The organism is Micromonospora echinofusca (genome assembly GCF_017614955.1).
Taxonomy (GTDB): Bacteria; Actinomycetota; Actinomycetes; order Mycobacteriales; family Micromonosporaceae; genus Micromonospora; species Micromonospora echinofusca_A.
Genome location: NZ_WVUH01000003.1, coordinates 1 through 16,006, shown reverse-complemented (window position 1 = coordinate 16,006; position 16,006 = coordinate 1). Strand labels below are relative to the sequence as shown.

Annotated in this window: 11 protein-coding genes; 3 read left to right on the top strand and 8 right to left on the bottom strand. The window is 72.4% G+C overall.

Annotation, left to right across the window (positions count from 1 at the left end):
* Positions 1-62 precede the first annotated feature (62 nt).
* The 8 genes from araA to rox form a co-directional block, all read right to left on the bottom strand.
* Positions 63-1,568, bottom strand: coding sequence for an L-arabinose isomerase (araA, locus tag GSF22_RS00945; protein WP_208810702.1), 1,506 nt, complete (start codon positions 1,566-1,568; stop codon positions 63-65).
* Positions 1,569-1,599: 31 nt separating this feature from the next.
* Entirely contained in the window at positions 1,600-2,595 is a 996-nt protein-coding gene (gene yjfF, locus GSF22_RS00940) for a galactofuranose ABC transporter, permease protein YjfF (RefSeq protein WP_208810700.1), read from the bottom strand.
* On the bottom strand, positions 2,592-3,671 hold the full coding sequence (locus tag GSF22_RS00935) for an ABC transporter permease (RefSeq protein WP_208810698.1): 1,080 nt from the start codon (positions 3,669-3,671) through the stop codon (positions 2,592-2,594). The genes yjfF and GSF22_RS00935 overlap by 4 nt, the downstream gene beginning before the upstream one ends.
* Positions 3,668-5,212 carry a sugar ABC transporter ATP-binding protein gene (locus GSF22_RS00930; RefSeq protein ID WP_208810696.1) on the bottom strand — a complete coding sequence of 515 codons (1,545 nt, stop codon included), beginning with the start codon at positions 5,210-5,212 and terminating at the stop codon, positions 3,668-3,670. Before GSF22_RS00930 ends, GSF22_RS00935 begins: the two co-directional genes overlap by 4 nt.
* Before the next feature lie 67 nt (positions 5,213-5,279).
* Positions 5,280-6,284, bottom strand: a complete 1,005-nt coding sequence (locus GSF22_RS00925) for an ABC transporter substrate-binding protein (protein ID WP_208810695.1) — start codon at positions 6,282-6,284, stop codon at positions 5,280-5,282.
* A 159-nt stretch (positions 6,285-6,443) separates the two neighbouring features.
* Positions 6,444-7,130 carry an L-ribulose-5-phosphate 4-epimerase gene (locus GSF22_RS00920; RefSeq protein ID WP_208810693.1) on the bottom strand — a complete coding sequence of 229 codons (687 nt, stop codon included), beginning with the start codon at positions 7,128-7,130 and terminating at the stop codon, positions 6,444-6,446.
* The gene (gene araB / locus GSF22_RS00915; protein ID WP_208810691.1) at positions 7,127-8,821 is read right to left on the bottom strand and encodes a ribulokinase; all 1,695 of its coding nucleotides are present in this window, start codon (positions 8,819-8,821) and stop codon (positions 7,127-7,129) included. The genes GSF22_RS00920 and araB overlap by 4 nt, the downstream gene beginning before the upstream one ends.
* Before the next feature lie 329 nt (positions 8,822-9,150).
* On the bottom strand, positions 9,151-10,578 hold the full coding sequence (gene rox, locus GSF22_RS00910; RefSeq protein ID WP_208810689.1) for a rifampin monooxygenase: 1,428 nt from the start codon (positions 10,576-10,578) through the stop codon (positions 9,151-9,153).
* 330 nt (positions 10,579-10,908) lie between these two features.
* On the opposite strand from rox, the gene GSF22_RS00905 reads away from it, so the two are divergent.
* From GSF22_RS00905 to GSF22_RS00895, 3 genes are read left to right on the top strand one after another with little or no spacing between them, the layout of a single operon-like run.
* The gene (locus GSF22_RS00905; protein WP_208810687.1) at positions 10,909-11,112 is read left to right on the top strand and encodes a hypothetical protein; all 204 of its coding nucleotides are present in this window, start codon (positions 10,909-10,911) and stop codon (positions 11,110-11,112) included.
* Complete coding sequence (locus tag GSF22_RS00900) at positions 11,109-12,053, top strand: hypothetical protein (RefSeq protein ID WP_208810685.1); 945 nt, start codon at positions 11,109-11,111, stop codon at positions 12,051-12,053. The genes GSF22_RS00905 and GSF22_RS00900 overlap by 4 nt, the downstream gene beginning before the upstream one ends.
* Positions 12,050-15,805, top strand: a complete 3,756-nt coding sequence (locus tag GSF22_RS00895) for a CHAT domain-containing protein (RefSeq protein WP_208810684.1) — start codon at positions 12,050-12,052, stop codon at positions 15,803-15,805. Before GSF22_RS00900 ends, GSF22_RS00895 begins: the two co-directional genes overlap by 4 nt.
* The last annotated feature ends 201 nt before the right edge of the window (positions 15,806-16,006 follow it).

Sequence of the window (16,006 nt, the reverse complement as noted above, 5' to 3'; positions counted from 1 at the left end):
TCCGGTGCCGAACGGGGCGGCGACACCCCGACCACCCGCCGGGCGCGACGGATCTCCGCAGCTCAGAAGCCCCGGGCCAGCCGATAATAGGCCTGGTTCCAGCGGATCTCGGCGGCCAACCGCCGGGTGGTCGTCTCCGCGTCGATCACCACCAGTTCGGTCCGGCACATCTCCGCCAGGTCGTACAGTTCCTCCGTCCCGACCGCCTGCGACAGCACCGTGTGGTGCGGCGCCCCGGCGGTGAGCCACGCCTCCGCCGAGCCGGCCAGGTCGGGCCGGGGCCGCCACACCGCCCGGGCCACCGGCAGCTTCGGCAACGGCTGCGGCGGGGCCACCACGTCGATCTCGTTGGCCACCAGCCGGAACCGCTCCCCCATGTCGGCCAGCCCCAGCACCACGGCCGGACCGGGGCGCGCGTCGAACACCATCCGTACCGGGTCCTCCCGCCCGCCGATGCCCAGCGGGTGGATCTCCACGGTCGGGGTACCGGCCGCGATGCTGGGGCAGACCTCCAGCATGTGCGCGCCGAGGACCAGCTCCCGACCGGGCGTCAGGTCGTAGGTGTAGTCCTCCATGAAGGACGTGCCGCCGGTGGTGCCGACGGACATCGCCTTGAGGGTGTGCACCAGGACCGACGTCTTCCAGTCCCCCTCCCCGCCGAACCCGTAACCGTCGGCCATCAGCCGCTGCACCGCCAGCCCGGGGAGCTGGCGCAGACCGCCGAGGTCCTCGAAGTTGGTGGTGAACGCCCGGAACCCGCCCCTCTCCAGGAAGGTACGCAGACCCGCCTCGATCCGGGCGGCGTACCGCAGCGATCCGTGCCGCGCCCCGTCCGGCCGCAGCTCGGGAACCAGCCGGTAGCTGTCGTCGTACTCGGCGACCAGCTCGTCGATCCGCGCGTCGGGGACCGCGTCCACGGCCTGCACCAGGTCGTTCACCCCGTAGGTGTTGACCGAGACACCGAACCGCAGCTCCGCCTCGACCTTGTCCCCCTCGGTGACCGCCACGTCGCGCATGTTGTCGCCGAACCGGGCCAACCGCAGCGACCGCATCGCGGCGTACCCGGTGCAGGCCCGGGTCCAGGCGGCGATCCGGTCGGTCACCCGGGGGTCGCTCACGTGCCCGGCGACCGTCTTGCGGGCGACCCCGAGCCGGGTCTGCACGTACCCGAACTCCCGGTCGCCGTGCGCGGCCTGGTTGAGGTTCATGAAGTCCATGTCGATCTCGGACCACGGCAGCGCCACGTTGGCCTGGGTGTGCAGGTGCAGCAGCGGGGTCCGCAGCGCGTCCAGACCACTGATCCACATCTTCGCCGGGGAGAACGTGTGCATCCAGGCGATCACGCCGACCGCCCCGGAGACCGCGGCGTCCCGGCAGACCGCCAGGATCTCGGCGCTGGAGGTGAGGACCGGCTTCCAGACCACCCGGGCGGGAATGGCCGGGTCGGCGTCGAGCTGGTCGGCGATCTGCCGGGACTGCTCGGCCACCTGACGCAGGGTCTCCGGGCCGTACAGGCCCTGGCTGCCGGTGAGGAACCAGACCTCGGCGACCGGGGATGGGGTAGTCATGGGGCTTGCCTTCCGCTGAACGGGTCTCGGGTCACTTCTTGCGGATGCCGATGAGGCGCTGGAGCAGGATGAACGCGAACAGCAGGCCGCCGATCACGATCTTGGTCCACCAGGAGCTGAGCGTGCCGTCGAAGGTGATCAGCGTCTGGATGACGCCGAGGACCAGGACACCCAGGACGGTGCCGAGCACGTACCCGGAGCCGCCGGTGAGCAGGGTGCCGCCGATCACCACCGCCGCGATCGCGTCGAGTTCCATGCCGACGGCGATCAGCGGCGCACCGGACAGGGTGTAGAACGACAGCAGGATCCCGCCGACCGCCGAGCAGAGCCCGCTGACGGTGTAGACGGCGATCTTCGTACGCCCCACCGGCAGGCCCATCAGCAGCGCCGACTGCGGGCTGCCCCCGATGGCGTGGACGTTGCGGCCCAGCCGGGTGTACGCCAGCGTGTACGCGGCCACCGCGACCACGGCCAGCGCGATCAGTACGCTGACGGTGACGAAGCTGTCCCCGAACCGGATCCGTTCCTGGGCCACCCCGGTCCAGAACCCGTCGGTGATCGGGATCGACGACGAGCTGATCCAGGTGCACATGCCCCGGGCGAAGAACATGCCGGCCAGGGTCACGATGAACGGCTGGATGTCGAAGAAGTGGATCACGCAGCCCATCGCGAAGCCCAGGGTGGGGCCGATCAGCAGCGCGATCAGCAGCACCAGCGCGGGCGGCAGGCCGTCGCGCAGCAACGCGGCGGTGACCATCGCGGTCATCGCCACCACCGAACCGACCGACAGGTCGATGCCGCCGGTGAGGATGACGAAGGTCATGCCGACCGCCACGACCAGCAGGAACCCGTTGTCGATGAAGACGTTGAAGACGACCTGGATGCTGGAGAACGCCCGGTACTGGGAGACCCCCACGCCGTACATGACCAGCAGCAGGGCCCCGGTCGCCAGCACCGGGACCTGCCGCTGCGGTACCCGCCACCACGGCGCCCGGTCGACTCCCCCGGTGAGTTGGCTCGTGGTCATGCCGCCACCTGCTCCTTCTGCTTCTCGACCACGGTCGGGGCGACCGGCGTGGCCGGCCGGCGCCGGAACCGCGTCCGGATCCTGGCCCGGAACGCCGGCGCCTGGATGAGGCAGACCACGATGACCACGACCGCCTTGAACAGCAGGGCCGTCTGCGGGCTGATGTTCATCGCGTACACCGAGGTGGTCAGGGTCTGGATGATCAGCGCGCCGACGATCGTGCCGCTGAGGAAGAACCGTCCGCCGGCCAGCGAGGTCCCGCCGATGACCACGGCGAGGATCGCGTCGAGTTCGACCCAGAGGCCGGCGGCGTTGCCGTCCGCGCTGGACACGTTCGCGGTCATCATGAAGCCGGCCACCGCCGCGCAGGCCGCGCTGACCACGTAGACCAGGAAGATGATCCGCCGGGACCGGATGCCGGCCAGCCGGCTGGCCTCGGCGTTGCCACCGACGGCTTCGATGATCATGCCGAGCGCGGTGCGTCGGGTCAGCACCGCCAGGGCCACCGTCACCGCGAGCGCGACGATGATGGCGAACGGCAGGGTGAGCAGGTGCCCGACCCCGATCGTCCGGTACGGCCCGCTGTTGATGGTGATGATCTGCCCGGAGGTGACGAGCTGGGCCAGCCCCCGGCCGGCGACCATCAGGATCAGCGTGGCGATGATCGGCTGGATGCCGATGACCGACACCAGTACCCCGTTCCAGGCGCCGAGCAGCAGGGCGATCCCGAACGCGACGGCCAGTGCGGTGAGCACCCCGGCGACGTTGTTCTGGTCGGGTCGTTCGCTGATGTGGAGGCAGGCCACCGCGCCGCTGACCGCGACCACCGAACCGACCGACAGATCGATGCCGCCGGTGGCGATGACCAGGGACATGCCCAACGCGACCAGGACGAGCGGCGCGCTGAGCCGGAGGATGTCGATCAGGCTGCCGTAGAGGTGCCCGTTCTTGACCTCGACGGCCAGGAAACTCGGCCGGTAGGCGGCGTTCGCCGCCAGCAGTACCACCAGGACGACCACCGGCCAGAACAGCCGGTGCCCGGTGACCGCCGCGAGACGGCTCTTCCCTGTGCTCATGCCGGATCCGGCCCTTCCTGCGGGGCGCCGCTCGCGATGGCGCGCATGATGCGGTCGGCGTCGAGGGTGTCGTCGTTGGCGAGCTGCGCGACCATCCGCCGGTCCCGCATCACGGCCACCTTGTGGCTCAGCCGCAGCACCTCCTCCAGCTCGGCGGAGATGAACAGCACCGCCATCCCGCCGTCGGAGAGCTGGGCCACCAGGCGCTGGATCTCGGCCTTGGCGCCGATGTCGATGCCCCGGGTCGGCTCGTCGAGGATCAGCAGCTTCGGTTCGGTGATCAGCCAGCGGGCGAGGAGCACCTTCTGCTGGTTGCCGCCGGACAGGTTGCGGACCGGCATGTCCGGGTCGGCCGGTCGGATGTGCAGCGCCCTGATGTACCGCTGGACCAGCTCGTCCTGCCGCCGTCGGGGTACCGGACGCAGCCAGCCCCGGGCCGCCTGGAGGGCCAGGACGATGTTCTCCCGGACCGACAACTCGCCCACCAGCCCCTCGGTGCGGCGGTTCTCCGAGCAGAAGGCGATGTCCCGCGCGATCGCGGCGACCGGACGCCGGATCGTGGCCGGTTGTCCGTCGACGGTGAGCCGGCCCAGGTCGGCCCGGTCGGCGCCGAAGAACAGCCGGGCCACCTCCGTCCGGCCCGAACCGAGCAGTCCGGCCAGGCCGACGACCTCACCGGCGTGGATGGTGAGACTGAACGGCGCCACCGAACCGGTCCGGCCCAGGTCGGTCGCCGCCACGAACGGCGTACCCGCCTCGACCGTGGCCAGGTCCCGCCGGGACTGCTCGTCGATCTGCTCCAGCGCGTCGAGTTCCTTGCCGATCATCTTCTCGACCAGGGCGATCTGCGGCAGGTCGGCGGTCGGGTACTCCCCGACGAGCCGGCCGTTGCGCAGTACGGTGATCCGGTCGGCGATGCCGTAGACCTGGTCCAGGAAGTGCGTCACGAAGAGGATCGCGATGCCCTCGTCGCGCAACTGCCGCATGATGCGCATCAGCTGGGCCACCTCGTCGGCGTCCAGGCTGGAGGTCGGCTCGTCCAGGATCAGGACCCGGGCCCGTACGTCGATGGCGCGGGCGATGGCCACCATCTGCTGCACGGCCAGCGAGTAGCTGCCCAGCAGGGCGGTGACGTCGATGTCCAGGTCGATGCGGGCCAGCAGCTCCCGGGCCTGCCGGCGCATCTGCCGCCAGTTCACCGCACCGAATCGGCGCGGTTCCCGCCCGATGAAGATGTTCTCCGCCACCGACAGGTTCGTGCAGAGGTTCACCTCCTGGTAGACGGTGCTCACCCCGGCGGCGGTGGCCTGCATCGGTCCGCTGAACGACACCTCGGCACCGTCGAGGGTGATGGTGCCGGTGTCGGTGCCGTACACGCCGGTCAGTACCTTGATGAGGGTGGACTTGCCGGCACCGTTCTCGCCCATGAGGGCGTGGACCTCCCCGGGGAAGAGTCGGAAGTCGACCCCGTCGAGGGCCCGTACCCCCGGGAAGTGCTTGCTGATCGCGGTCATCGTCAGGACCGGATGCCTCGGCGACATCCCACCAGACCTTTCCTGAGTCGGTGCCGGTGGGGCCGCCGCGAGCGGTCGCGGCGGCCCGGGCCGGTCAGTACTTGCGGTTCGGCAGGGCGGCCTTGGCCTGCTCCTGGGTGAAGGTGGTCTCCTCGGTCTCCACCCGGGCGGGCACCGACTCGCCGGCGTGGACCTTCTTCACCAGCTCCATCAACTGGTCGCCCAGCAGCGGGCTGCACTCGGCGATGAAGTTGAACCTGCCGTCGGCGAGGGCCTGCATGCCGTCCTTGACCGCGTCGATGGTGATGATCGTGATGTCCTTGCCCGGCACCTTGCCGGCCGCGGTGATGGCCTCCAGGGCGCCGAGGCCCATGTCGTCGTTGTGCGCGAACAGCACGTCGATCTTCGGGTTGGCCTTGAGGAACTGCTCCATGACGGCCTTGCCGCCGGCCCGGGTGAAGTCACCGGTCTGCGAGGCGATGATCTTCAGGTTCGGATTGGCCGCGATCGCCTCGGCGAAACCCTTCTTGCGGTCGTTGGCCGGTGCGGAACCGGTGGTGCCCTGGAGTTCGACGATGTTCACCGGGCCGGTCGCGTTCTTGGTCTGCTCGACCAGCCACTCGCCGGAGAGCCGGCCCTCCTTGACGAAGTCCGACCCGATGAAGGTCTGGTAGAGCGACTTGTCCGCCGAGTCCACGGACCGGTCGGTCAGGATCACCGGGATACCGGCGTCCTTGGCCTCCTTCAGGACGGTGTCCCAACCCGACTCCACCACCGGCGAGAAGGCGATCACGTCGACCTTCTGCTGGATGAAGTTACGGATCGCCTTGATCTGGTTCTCCTGCTTCTGCTGGGCGTCGTCGAACTTCAGCTCGATGCCGGCTGCGGCGGCCGACTCCTTGATCGAGTTGGTGTTGGCGGTACGCCAGCCGCTCTCCGCGCCGACCTGCGAGAAGCCGAGGACGATCTTGCCGTTGCCGTCGCCCGCGTCGTCGCCGGTGTCGCTGTTGCCGCAGGCGGCCAGCCCGGTGGCCAGCAGGCCGGCGGCGACCACGGTGACGAATCCACGCCGGGTGATGGCGTTGCCCATCCGTGACATGCGATCTCTCCTTGAAGGGTGGTGGGGGATATCTGATCCGGTCGTCCGGGCACGCCGAACGGACCGGCCGGGGGTGCGGTCCACCGGTGGTGGGTCCTGCGGAGGGTGGGAGTCGCGCGGTGGCCGGTCCCGGGGCCGGGACGGCCGGGGCGCGGTGGGCTACCGGACGGAGGGTCCGGTCTGCCCGTAGACGTTCTGGTAACGGTCGTAGAGGGCGTCGATGTCCCCGGCCGCCATCGGGACCGGGGTACCGAGGGCCCGGGTCAGGTGCGCGGTGCGGGCGACGTCCTCGCACATCACCGCCGCCTTGACCGCCGCCCGGGCGGTCCGGCCGATGGTGAACACACCGTGGTTGCGCATGAGCACCGCCGGGGAACGGTGCCCGGCCAGGGTGGCGACGATCCCCTTGCCGATGTCGTCGCCGCCGATCAGGGCGAACGGACCGACCGGGATCTCCCCGCCGAACTCGTCGGCCTGGGCGGTGAGATGGCACGGGATCGCCTCGCCCCGGGCCGCCCACGCGGTGGCGTACCCGCTGTGCGTGTGCACCACCCCGCCGACCTCGGGCATCTCCCGGTAGACGTGGGCGTGCGCGGCCGTGTCACTCGACGGGGACAGGTCGCCCTCGACCACCGTCCCGCCGAGGTCACAGACGATCATGTTGTCCGGCCGGAGGTCGTCGTAGGAGACCCCGCTCGGTTTGATCACCATCAGGTCGTGGCCCGGTACCCGCGCCGACACGTTGCCGGCCGTCCAGGCGACCAGGCCGTACCGGACCAGTTCGGCGTGCAGCGCCGCCACCTCGTCGCGCAGTCGCGCCACCTCGGCACTCGGCTCGCCGCTCATGCCATCACCTCCAGGGGGACGGTGGCCTCGTCGGCCGGGTCGTGGGCCGCCTGCCGGGCGGCGTTGCGGATGGCCCGCAGGCGCAGCAGCACGTCGTCGCCACCCCGCCCGAAGTGGTCGTGCAGCCGCCGGTACTCGGCGTACAGCGCGTCGTAGGCACGGGCCCGCCCGGGATCGGGCCGGTACACGTCCCGCTCGACCCGGCCCATCACGGCGGACGCGGTGGGTACGTCGGGATAGGCGCCGGCCGCGACCGCCGCGTGGATCGCCGACCCCAGGGCCGGTCCCTGCGCCGAGCCGATGATGCCCAGGGGGCGCTTCGTGACGTCGGCGTAGATCTGCATCAGCAGGGTGTTCGTGGTGAGCCCGCCGGCCACGACCAGTTCGTCGACCGGTACACCCGCCCCGGCGAACGCCTCGATGATCATGCGGGTGCCGTACGCGGTCGACTCCAGCAACGCGCGGTAGACGTCCGGCGGGCGGGTGGCCAGGGTGAGCCCGACGACGACCCCGCTGAGGTCGTGGTTGACCAGCAGGGAACGGTTGCCGTTCCACCAGTCCAGGGCGACCAGGCCGTGTGCCCCGACGGGCTGCGCGGCGGCCTGCGCGGAGAGCACCTCGTGCGAGGCGTACCCGGCGGGCGCCGCCTGCGCGACGAACCAGCCGAAGATGTCCCCGACCCCGCTCTGACCGGCCTCGTAGCCCCAGGCCCCGGCGCTGATCCCGCCGTCCACGACACCGCACATGCCGGCCACCTCGGCCGGTTCGGTGCCGTTGACGATGTGGCAGGTGGAGGTACCCATGATGGCCACCAGCCGGCCCGGTTCGAGGGCCTGCGCGGCGGCGGCGGTCACGTGGGCGTCGACGTTGCCGACCGCGACCGCGACGCCCTCGGGCAGCCCGGTCCACGCGGCGGCCCGCGCGGTCAGCCCACCGGCCCGGGCACCCAGCGGCAGCAGGGGTCCGTCGAGCTTGGTGACGAAGTCCGCGAATCCCGGGTGCAGCGCGGCCAGGTAGTCCCGCGACGGGTACCGGCCGTCCTGGTGGATGCCCTTGTAACCGGCGGTGCAGACGTTGCGGGTCTCGGTGCCGCACAACTGCCAGACGATCCAGTCGGCGGCCTCGATCCACCGCTCGGCCCGCGCGTAGACCTCCGGGTCCTCCTCCAGCAGTTGCAGCCCCTTGGCGTACTGCCACTCGGCGGAGATCTTGCCGCCGTACCGGCCGATCCACGGCTCGCCCCGCTCGTGGGCCAGCGCGTTGATCCGGTCGGCCTGGCGTTGCGCGGCGTGGTGCTTCCAGAGCTTCACCCAGGCGTGCGGACGGGTACGCAGGTCGGGCAGCTCGCACAGCGGCGTGCCGTCGGCGAGGGTGGGCAGCACGGTGCACGCGGTGAAGTCGATGCCGACCCCGATGACCCGGGTCGGGTCGACGCCGCTTTCGGCCAGCGCCGCCGGCACCGCGTGCCGCAGCACGTCGCGGTAGTCGTCGGGATCCTGGAGTGCCCAGTCGGCGGGCAGCTGCCGACCGTCGGCGGCGAGCACCGCGTCCATGACGCCGTGGCGGTACGGGTGCACCGCCGTCCCCAGCTCGGCGCCGTCACCGACCCGCACCACCAGCGCCCGACCCGACAACGTGCCGTAGTCGACGCCGACAACGTACCGGTCGCCCGGCCCTGCCGAAAGACTCATCGCATCCTCCGCTCGCTTGCTCGGCCTAGTGTTAGCGCTCACATAGAATTCGTCAAGACGCTTCCCGGCAACATTGCGGAAACCGCCTCCACCCGCACCGGAAACCCCACCGGTCGATGATCCAGACCCCGCGAGGCGGCCGACGGCGGTGACCAACAGCCGGAAGACACCTTCCCGCTGGTGCCATGTGTGCGCTAACAGGCAGATCCCGCCGGACGGTGCCCGGCGCGGGTGGGACCGGTGGTCCCGGGCCGGACGACGAACCGGGTGTCCCACCTGGTCGACCGCCGCCACGGCCCCTGCCGCCGCCCGTCGGGTGTCACGCGTGCTCAGCCGACGGCCGCGCCGAACCACCTCGGCAGGTGACCGAGGAGTTCCACCTGGTCCTCCCCCACCCAGGCCACGTGACCGTCCGGCCGCAGCAGGACGGCGGGCAGGTCCAGTTCCGCGCTGCGGTCGACGACGTGGTCGACCCGGTCCGCCCAGCCCGCCACCGAGAGCCGGCCGGTCCGGTCGAGCAGCAGCCCACGCCCGCCGTGCATCAGCTCGTAGAGGCGCCCCCGCCCCAGCCGCACGTCCCGCAGCCGTCGGCCGAGCAGTTCGTGGCCCGCGCCGAGGTCGTAACGGACCCCGATCGCGGTGACCTTCTCGATCAGGTGCCGGTGCACGTCCTCGAAGTCCATCAGCTCCGACAGCAGCCGGCGCACCGCCCGGGGGCCCGGCTCCGTGGACAGCAGCACCATCTGCGCGCGGGTGTTCTCCAGCACGTCGGCGGCGACCGGGTGCCGTTCGGTGTGGTAGCTGTCCAGCAGACCCTCCGGCGCCCAGCCGTCGACCTCGGCCGCCAGCTTCCACCCCAGGTTGACCGCGTCCTGGATGCCGAGGTTGAGGCCCTGCCCACCGACTGGCGGATGGATGTGGGCCGCGTCCCCGGCCAGCAGCACCCGTCCGGTCCGGTAGTGCTCGGCCTGCCGGGTGGCGTCGCCGAAACGGGAGAGCCAGCGCGGTGAGTGCACGCCGAAGTCGGTGCCGGCGACCGCCCGCAACTGTCGTGCGAACTCGTCGATCGTCGGCGCGACCGAGCGGTCGCCGGTCACCCCGTCGGCCGGCACGACGACCCGGTACACCCCGTCGCCGAGGGGTCCGAGGCCGAACCGCTTCTGGGTCCTGCGGACCTCGGCCACCACAGCGGCCACGGTCTCCGGTGGCGCCGCCACCGCCATCTCGCCCAGCAGCGTCTCGACCCGGCTGGGTTCGCCGGGGAAGCCGATGCCGAGCAGCTTGCGCACGGTGCTGCGCCCGCCGTCGCAGCCGACGAGCCAGCGCGAGCGCAGCCGGGTACCGTCGGCCAGCTCGGCGGTCACCCCCTGGCCGTCCTGGCTCAGCCCGACCAGTTCGCAGCCGCGCCGGATCTCGGCGCCGAGTTCGCTGGCGCGCTCGGTCAGCAGGCGGTCGGTGACGGGCTGCGGAATACCGAGGACGTACGGATGCGCGGTGTCCAGCCGGACCGGCGCGGGCTTCTCGATGCCGGCGAAGAATCCGCCGACCGGGACCTGCCGGCCCAGCGCGAGGAACCGGTCCAGCAGGCCGCGCTGGTCCAGCAGCTCGATGCTGCGCACGTGCAGTCCGAGCGCGCGGACGTACCCGACCGGCTCGGTCTCCTTCTCCAGCACGCACACCCGGACACCGTGCAACCGCAACTCGCTGGCGAGCATCATGCCGGTCGGTCCGGCACCGACCACGATCACGTCACGCATCGAACTCCTCTTCGTCGGGATGGCGGGCCGGCCAGCTGCTCGCAGTTCGCAATTTCTGATTTAGGCCGGTTACGGATTCCGTGCGGCAATTCTGCGGCACCACCCGGGTCTTGCCGCAAGGCCCTCTATGCGATATATGTTGAGAGTGGCAAGGGGTGATCCACCTTCTTGCCTTTTCCTTTGTCACCCGGCTGAGCCGCTCTCGTCACCCGCTCCGACCGGGTGCGGCGACCCGTCGTCCGTCCGGCACTTGTGCGACGCATTCCTCGTCGGTGGGAGCGGCTACGCTGTGCCACGCGGACACCCGCGTCCACCGTGGAGGGACGACAGTTGACCGACGAACGGGACCGGTACCCCGACGACGGGCTGGACCGGGGTGAGCTGGTGCCCCCGGAGCTGCTCGCCGGGACGGAGACGGTGTGGCGCTGCCCGACTGACGGATGCACCACCGCCGAGCGGGGTTCGGCCCGCCGCCCCGCCGGCACCGGGATCTGCGCCCGGCACCGCGTCGCACTGCGCCGGGTGGACGCTTGATCGACTCGCTGGTCGGCGCGGTCGTCGACCCGATCGCGCAACGGTGGACGCCCCGGACCATCGGCGCAGCCCTGCTCTTCTGGACCGTCGGGGCACTGGTCTACGTGCTGACCCACCCTGCGGCGGCCACCTGCCGGACCCCGTCGCCCGGCGACGGCGCGGTCTGGTGCCGACTGGTCGCCCTCGGGCCGGCCGGCACGGTCCTCACCGCCGTGGCCGGGCTGGCCGTGCTGTTCGGCTCGGCCCAGTTCGTCGCCGCCCTGGCACCCGCGCTGACCCACCTGCTGGCCGGTGCGTACTGGCCGGCGGGCAGCTGGTGGGCCGGGTTGACCCGGGCGCGGGTCCGCCGGCAGACCCGGATCCGGCAACGGCTCGCCACCGTCCCACCGGACGACACCACAGCGGCGCCGTGGGCCGAGGCCCGGATCCGGGCCCGCCTGCGCCGCTACCCGGGCGGTACGCCGCCCGCCCCGACCCGGCTCGGCAACGTCTTCGCCGCGATGGGGCAACGCGTCGCCGACCGGCACGGTCTGCGGATCACCGCCTGTTGGGCGTCGTTCGTCACGGTGCTACCGGAGCCGGACCGGCTCCGGCTCACCGAGCAGTCGACCGCCGTCCTCGGCCGGGCCCAGGCGTACGGCTGGGCACTGCTGGCGGCCGGCTGGGCGGCTCTGCTGCCCGGCCCGGTCCCGGTCGCGCTCTGGCTGGTCGCGGTACTCATCGTGGTGGCCCTGAGCTACCTGGCGCTCTGTCACTCCGCCGAGGCGTACGCCGACCTGATCGAAGGGCTCCTGGCGGTGCACCGGTTGGCGCTGTACCGGGCGGTGGGGTTGCCCGCCCCGGCGTCGACCGGGGACGAGCCGGCGTCCGGCGCGCTGCTGTCGGACTACCTCGCCGACGGGGCTGCCGCCACCGTGGATCTGACCTGGCCGCCGAGTTGACCGGGAGCGGGGACGTCGACCGGCAGCGGGAGCAGACCGGGAACGGGGACGTCGACCACGGGCGGGAGCCGACCGGGCCGGACGAGCCGCCGGAGGAGCGGGCCTGGCTGCTGGTCGAGCGGTACGAGTCCGGGGAGGGCCAGCTCGCCGACCTGGACGAGGTGGTGGGGATCGTGACCGGGCTGTGCCGGGACCGCCCCGACGACGTACCGCCCCGGCTGCATCTCCTGCTCGGAGTGACGGAGCTGTACCGGTTCGACGAGACCGGCACCCCGGCCCACCTGCTCCCCGCCGTCACCCACCTGGACCGCGCGGTGTCCAGCGGTACCGGCGAGGAGTGGCACGCCGACGCGCAGGGCTGGCTGGGTCTGGCGTACGCGCGGCGGTGGGCGGTCGACGGGGACCGGACCGCCCTGGACCGGGCTGTGGACCTGTTCACCGGAGAGCCCGGGGCCGCCCCCGAATCGATGCTGGGGCTGTTGCTCTTCGACCGGTACGAGGTGGGCCACGACCCGGCGGACCTGGAGCGGTCGATCGGGGAGCTCCAGCGGGTCCGGGCCGGCGGTCCGGAGGCGGACGACCGCTTCGTCCGATGGGCGCTCGGCATGGCGCGGGCCTACCGGTGGGAGGCGCGGCAGCAGCGGGGCGACCTGGACGCGGCGGCGGAACTGCTGGTCGACGTCGAGGAGTACCGTCCCGCAGCCGCGCTGCTGCACGGCCGGGTGCTGCACGAGCGGGCGGTACTGGACCGGGACGTGGCCGGCCTGGCGGTCGCCGAGCACCGGCTCGACACGGTGGCGGACCTGCTGCCCGAGGCGGACCGACCGTTGGCGGCGCTGGAGGTGGCCGTCGCCCGGTGGAACACGTTCCGACTCACCGGTGACACCGGGTACCTGTCGACGCTGGTTGACGACCTGGACGCCGTACTCGCCCGCCCCGACCTGGACCCGGAGGTCGCCCAGATCCTGCGGTTGTTCCAGGGGCTGGCCTGGAGTCTCTCCGACACCCCGGAGCAGGCCCGTACGGAGCGGGAGCGCAGCCGGTACCACGAGATGCAGCAACGCGGCTTGGCGGCGCTGCGCGCCATGCAGGACGGGACGGCGTTCGGCAACGGTCCGTCGTGGTCCGACCCACCGGCCCGGTACCGCTCACTCTGGGATCCGGAGCTGATGGCCGAGCAGCGCCGGACGGCCGGGGACCGCCTGCGGGAGATGGCCCCGGACGACCCGAACCGGCCCGCCGCCGTCACCGCCACCGCCCTCATCGACGCCCTCCAACGGACCCTGCGCACCGGGGTACCCACCGACACGACCGACGCGACCATCGACGCGCTCCGGGAGGCCCACGCGTCGACCGCCGATCCGGAGATCGCCCGGCTCGTCGGCGCGGTCCTCGCGATGACCTCCATGGAACGTGGGGCCCGCGAAGGGGATGCGACCGCCACCGAGCAGGCGACCGATGATCTCGCCGCGCTGCTCGACGCGCTGGCCCCGACCGATCCGATGTACCGGGCGATCCGCAAGAGCCTCGCCGGGGCCCTGTTCAACCGGTTCAAGACCCGGGGTGACCTGCACGACCTGGCCCGGGCCCGGGATCTGCTCCGGGAGCTGGTGGCCGACCCTGCGGACGACTCCGAGATCGAGGCCCTGCTGATGCGGGCCAGCCTGATCGAGGTGGAGGAGGCCTGGGGGGTACGCACCGACGATCCGGAGGCGACCCGGACCGCGGTCCGGGAACTGGAACGGCTGCTCCCGCTGGTGCCGGCCGACCATCCGGGCCGGCTGGAGAGCGAGGCGAACCTGGCGCTGTTCCGCTCGAAACTGGAGCTGAGCGCGGCACCGGTCCGGACCGACCCGCCGGCCGTGCCGACCAGTGCCGGGGTGGACCGGCTACTCGCCGAGGCGGCGCTGCCCGGACTGACCGACGACGAGCGGGCGCAGCAGCTCGCCAACGCGGCGCTGGCGCTCGCGGTCGGACCGTCCGACGACCCCGACGTCCTGCGGGCCGCCGCCGCGATCGGCCGGCAGGCGGTGCAGCTCGGCGACGAGCGCAGCGTGACCTTCCCCCGCCTCGCCGTCGCGCTCGGGACCGCCCTGCACGGGCTGTACGAGGTCGACCCCGATCCGGCCCACCTGGTCGAGGCGGCCGGCGCCCTGGACCGGGGCGCCCGCGCGGCGCGGGACGTCAGCCACCCGGACTGGAGTGCCGTGCACCTCGCCCGGGGACTGGTGGCTCGACACGGCCGTACCCCCGCCGACCGGACCGTCGCCCGGGAGATGGGCCTGCTGGCCCTGCGGGGCAACCGATGGCGGGTACTGCTCCAGTCCGGTACGGAGTACGCCACCCTGGTGGCGAACCAAGCGGTCGAGGACGCCGTCCGGGTGGCCGGCTGGTGTCTGACCGACGACGACCCGGTCGGGGCGGTCGCCGCGCTGGACTCGGCCCGGGGCGCCGTCCTGCATGCCGCGACCGTGACCGCCGACATCCCGGCCCAGCTCGCCGCCGTGGGCGAGGTCGACCTGGCGGCCCGGTGGCGCGGCGCCGACACCGCCCCGCCGGAACTGCGGCACGCGGTGCTGCGGGCGCTGGCCGGCGCGGACCGGATGCTCGACCCGCCGGGCGTCGACGAGATCCAGGCCGCCCTGCGCCGGGTGGGTGCGGACGCGCTGGTCTACCTGACCGCGAGCCGCGTGCCCCGGGCCGGTGGCGCGGTGGTGGTCGTCCCGGCCCGGGGTGCACCGGAGATCATCCGGCTGCACCGGTTGGGCGACCCGCCGGGCGGGGCGCTGGACCGGTACGTGGCCGCCCACGACGCCCTGCGGGTCGGGTCCGGCCGGGTCGGGTACGACCGGTGGCGGCGGGCCTTGGACGAGCTGCTGGACTGGGCCGGGGAGGCGGTACTCCGGCCGCTGCTCGACCGGGGGCGCTTCGGTGCGGAGCCGTGGCTGGTGCTCGCCCCGACGGGGCGGCTCGGGCTGGTCCCGTGGCACGCCGCACGGATCGCCGGGCAGCCCGCGGTGACCCGGGCCACCTGGTCGTACGCCGTCTCGGCGCGGCTGCTGGTGGAGTTGGCCGGTCGGCCACCGGTACCCGCCGACGCGGAGTCGCTGATCGTCGGTGACCCCGAAGGGGTGCTGCCGTTCGCCGGGCGGGAGGCGTGCGCCATCCGGGAGGTCTTCTACCCGCAGGCCCGTTACCTGGGCCAGCCGGCGAGTTGGGCGGACGGTCCGGGCGTACCGGCCGAGGTGCTGGACTGGCTGGTCGGCGGGGAGCGGGGCACCCTGCACCTGGCCTGTCACGGGGTGGCCCGGGAGGGCGGTTCGGACACGTCGTACCTGGTGCTGGCCGGCGGGCAGCGACTGACCGCCGAGGAGCTGATCGAGCAGACGGGGCGGGGTGCCCGCCTCGGGCTGGTCTCGCTCGCCGCGTGCACGACCCAGTCCTCCACCCGGGGCTACGACGAGGCGTTCTCGCTGGCCACCGCGTTCCTGGTGGCCGGGGCCCGGAGCGCGTTCGGGTCGCTGTGGCGGGTACCCGACCGGGCCACCTCGTTGCTGATGTTCATGACCCACCGGTACCTGCGCCGGTACGGCCTGCGGCCGGCGGAGGCGCTGCGCCGGGCCCAGCTGTGGATGCTCGACCCGGCCCGACGGGCGGTGGCGGAGATGCCGCCGGACCTCGTCGGCCTGGCCGACCAACCGGAGCTGGCCGACCCGGTGGCCTGGTCCGGATTCACGCATGTCGGTGTCTGAGCGCCGGCAGGTCCGGTGCCGGGCCGTGCGGTGCGGCGGAAGGGGGTACGGTGATGCACCGAGCAGGCCGGCCCGTACGTCCACGGTGGAGCATTCCCCGGCGGCCCCCGTCCGACCGGCAGAACCCCAGAACGACACCAGAGGACTGATGAGCGACAACCGTTCGTTGCAGCCCTTCTCTTCCGGCGATCCGGCCCGGCG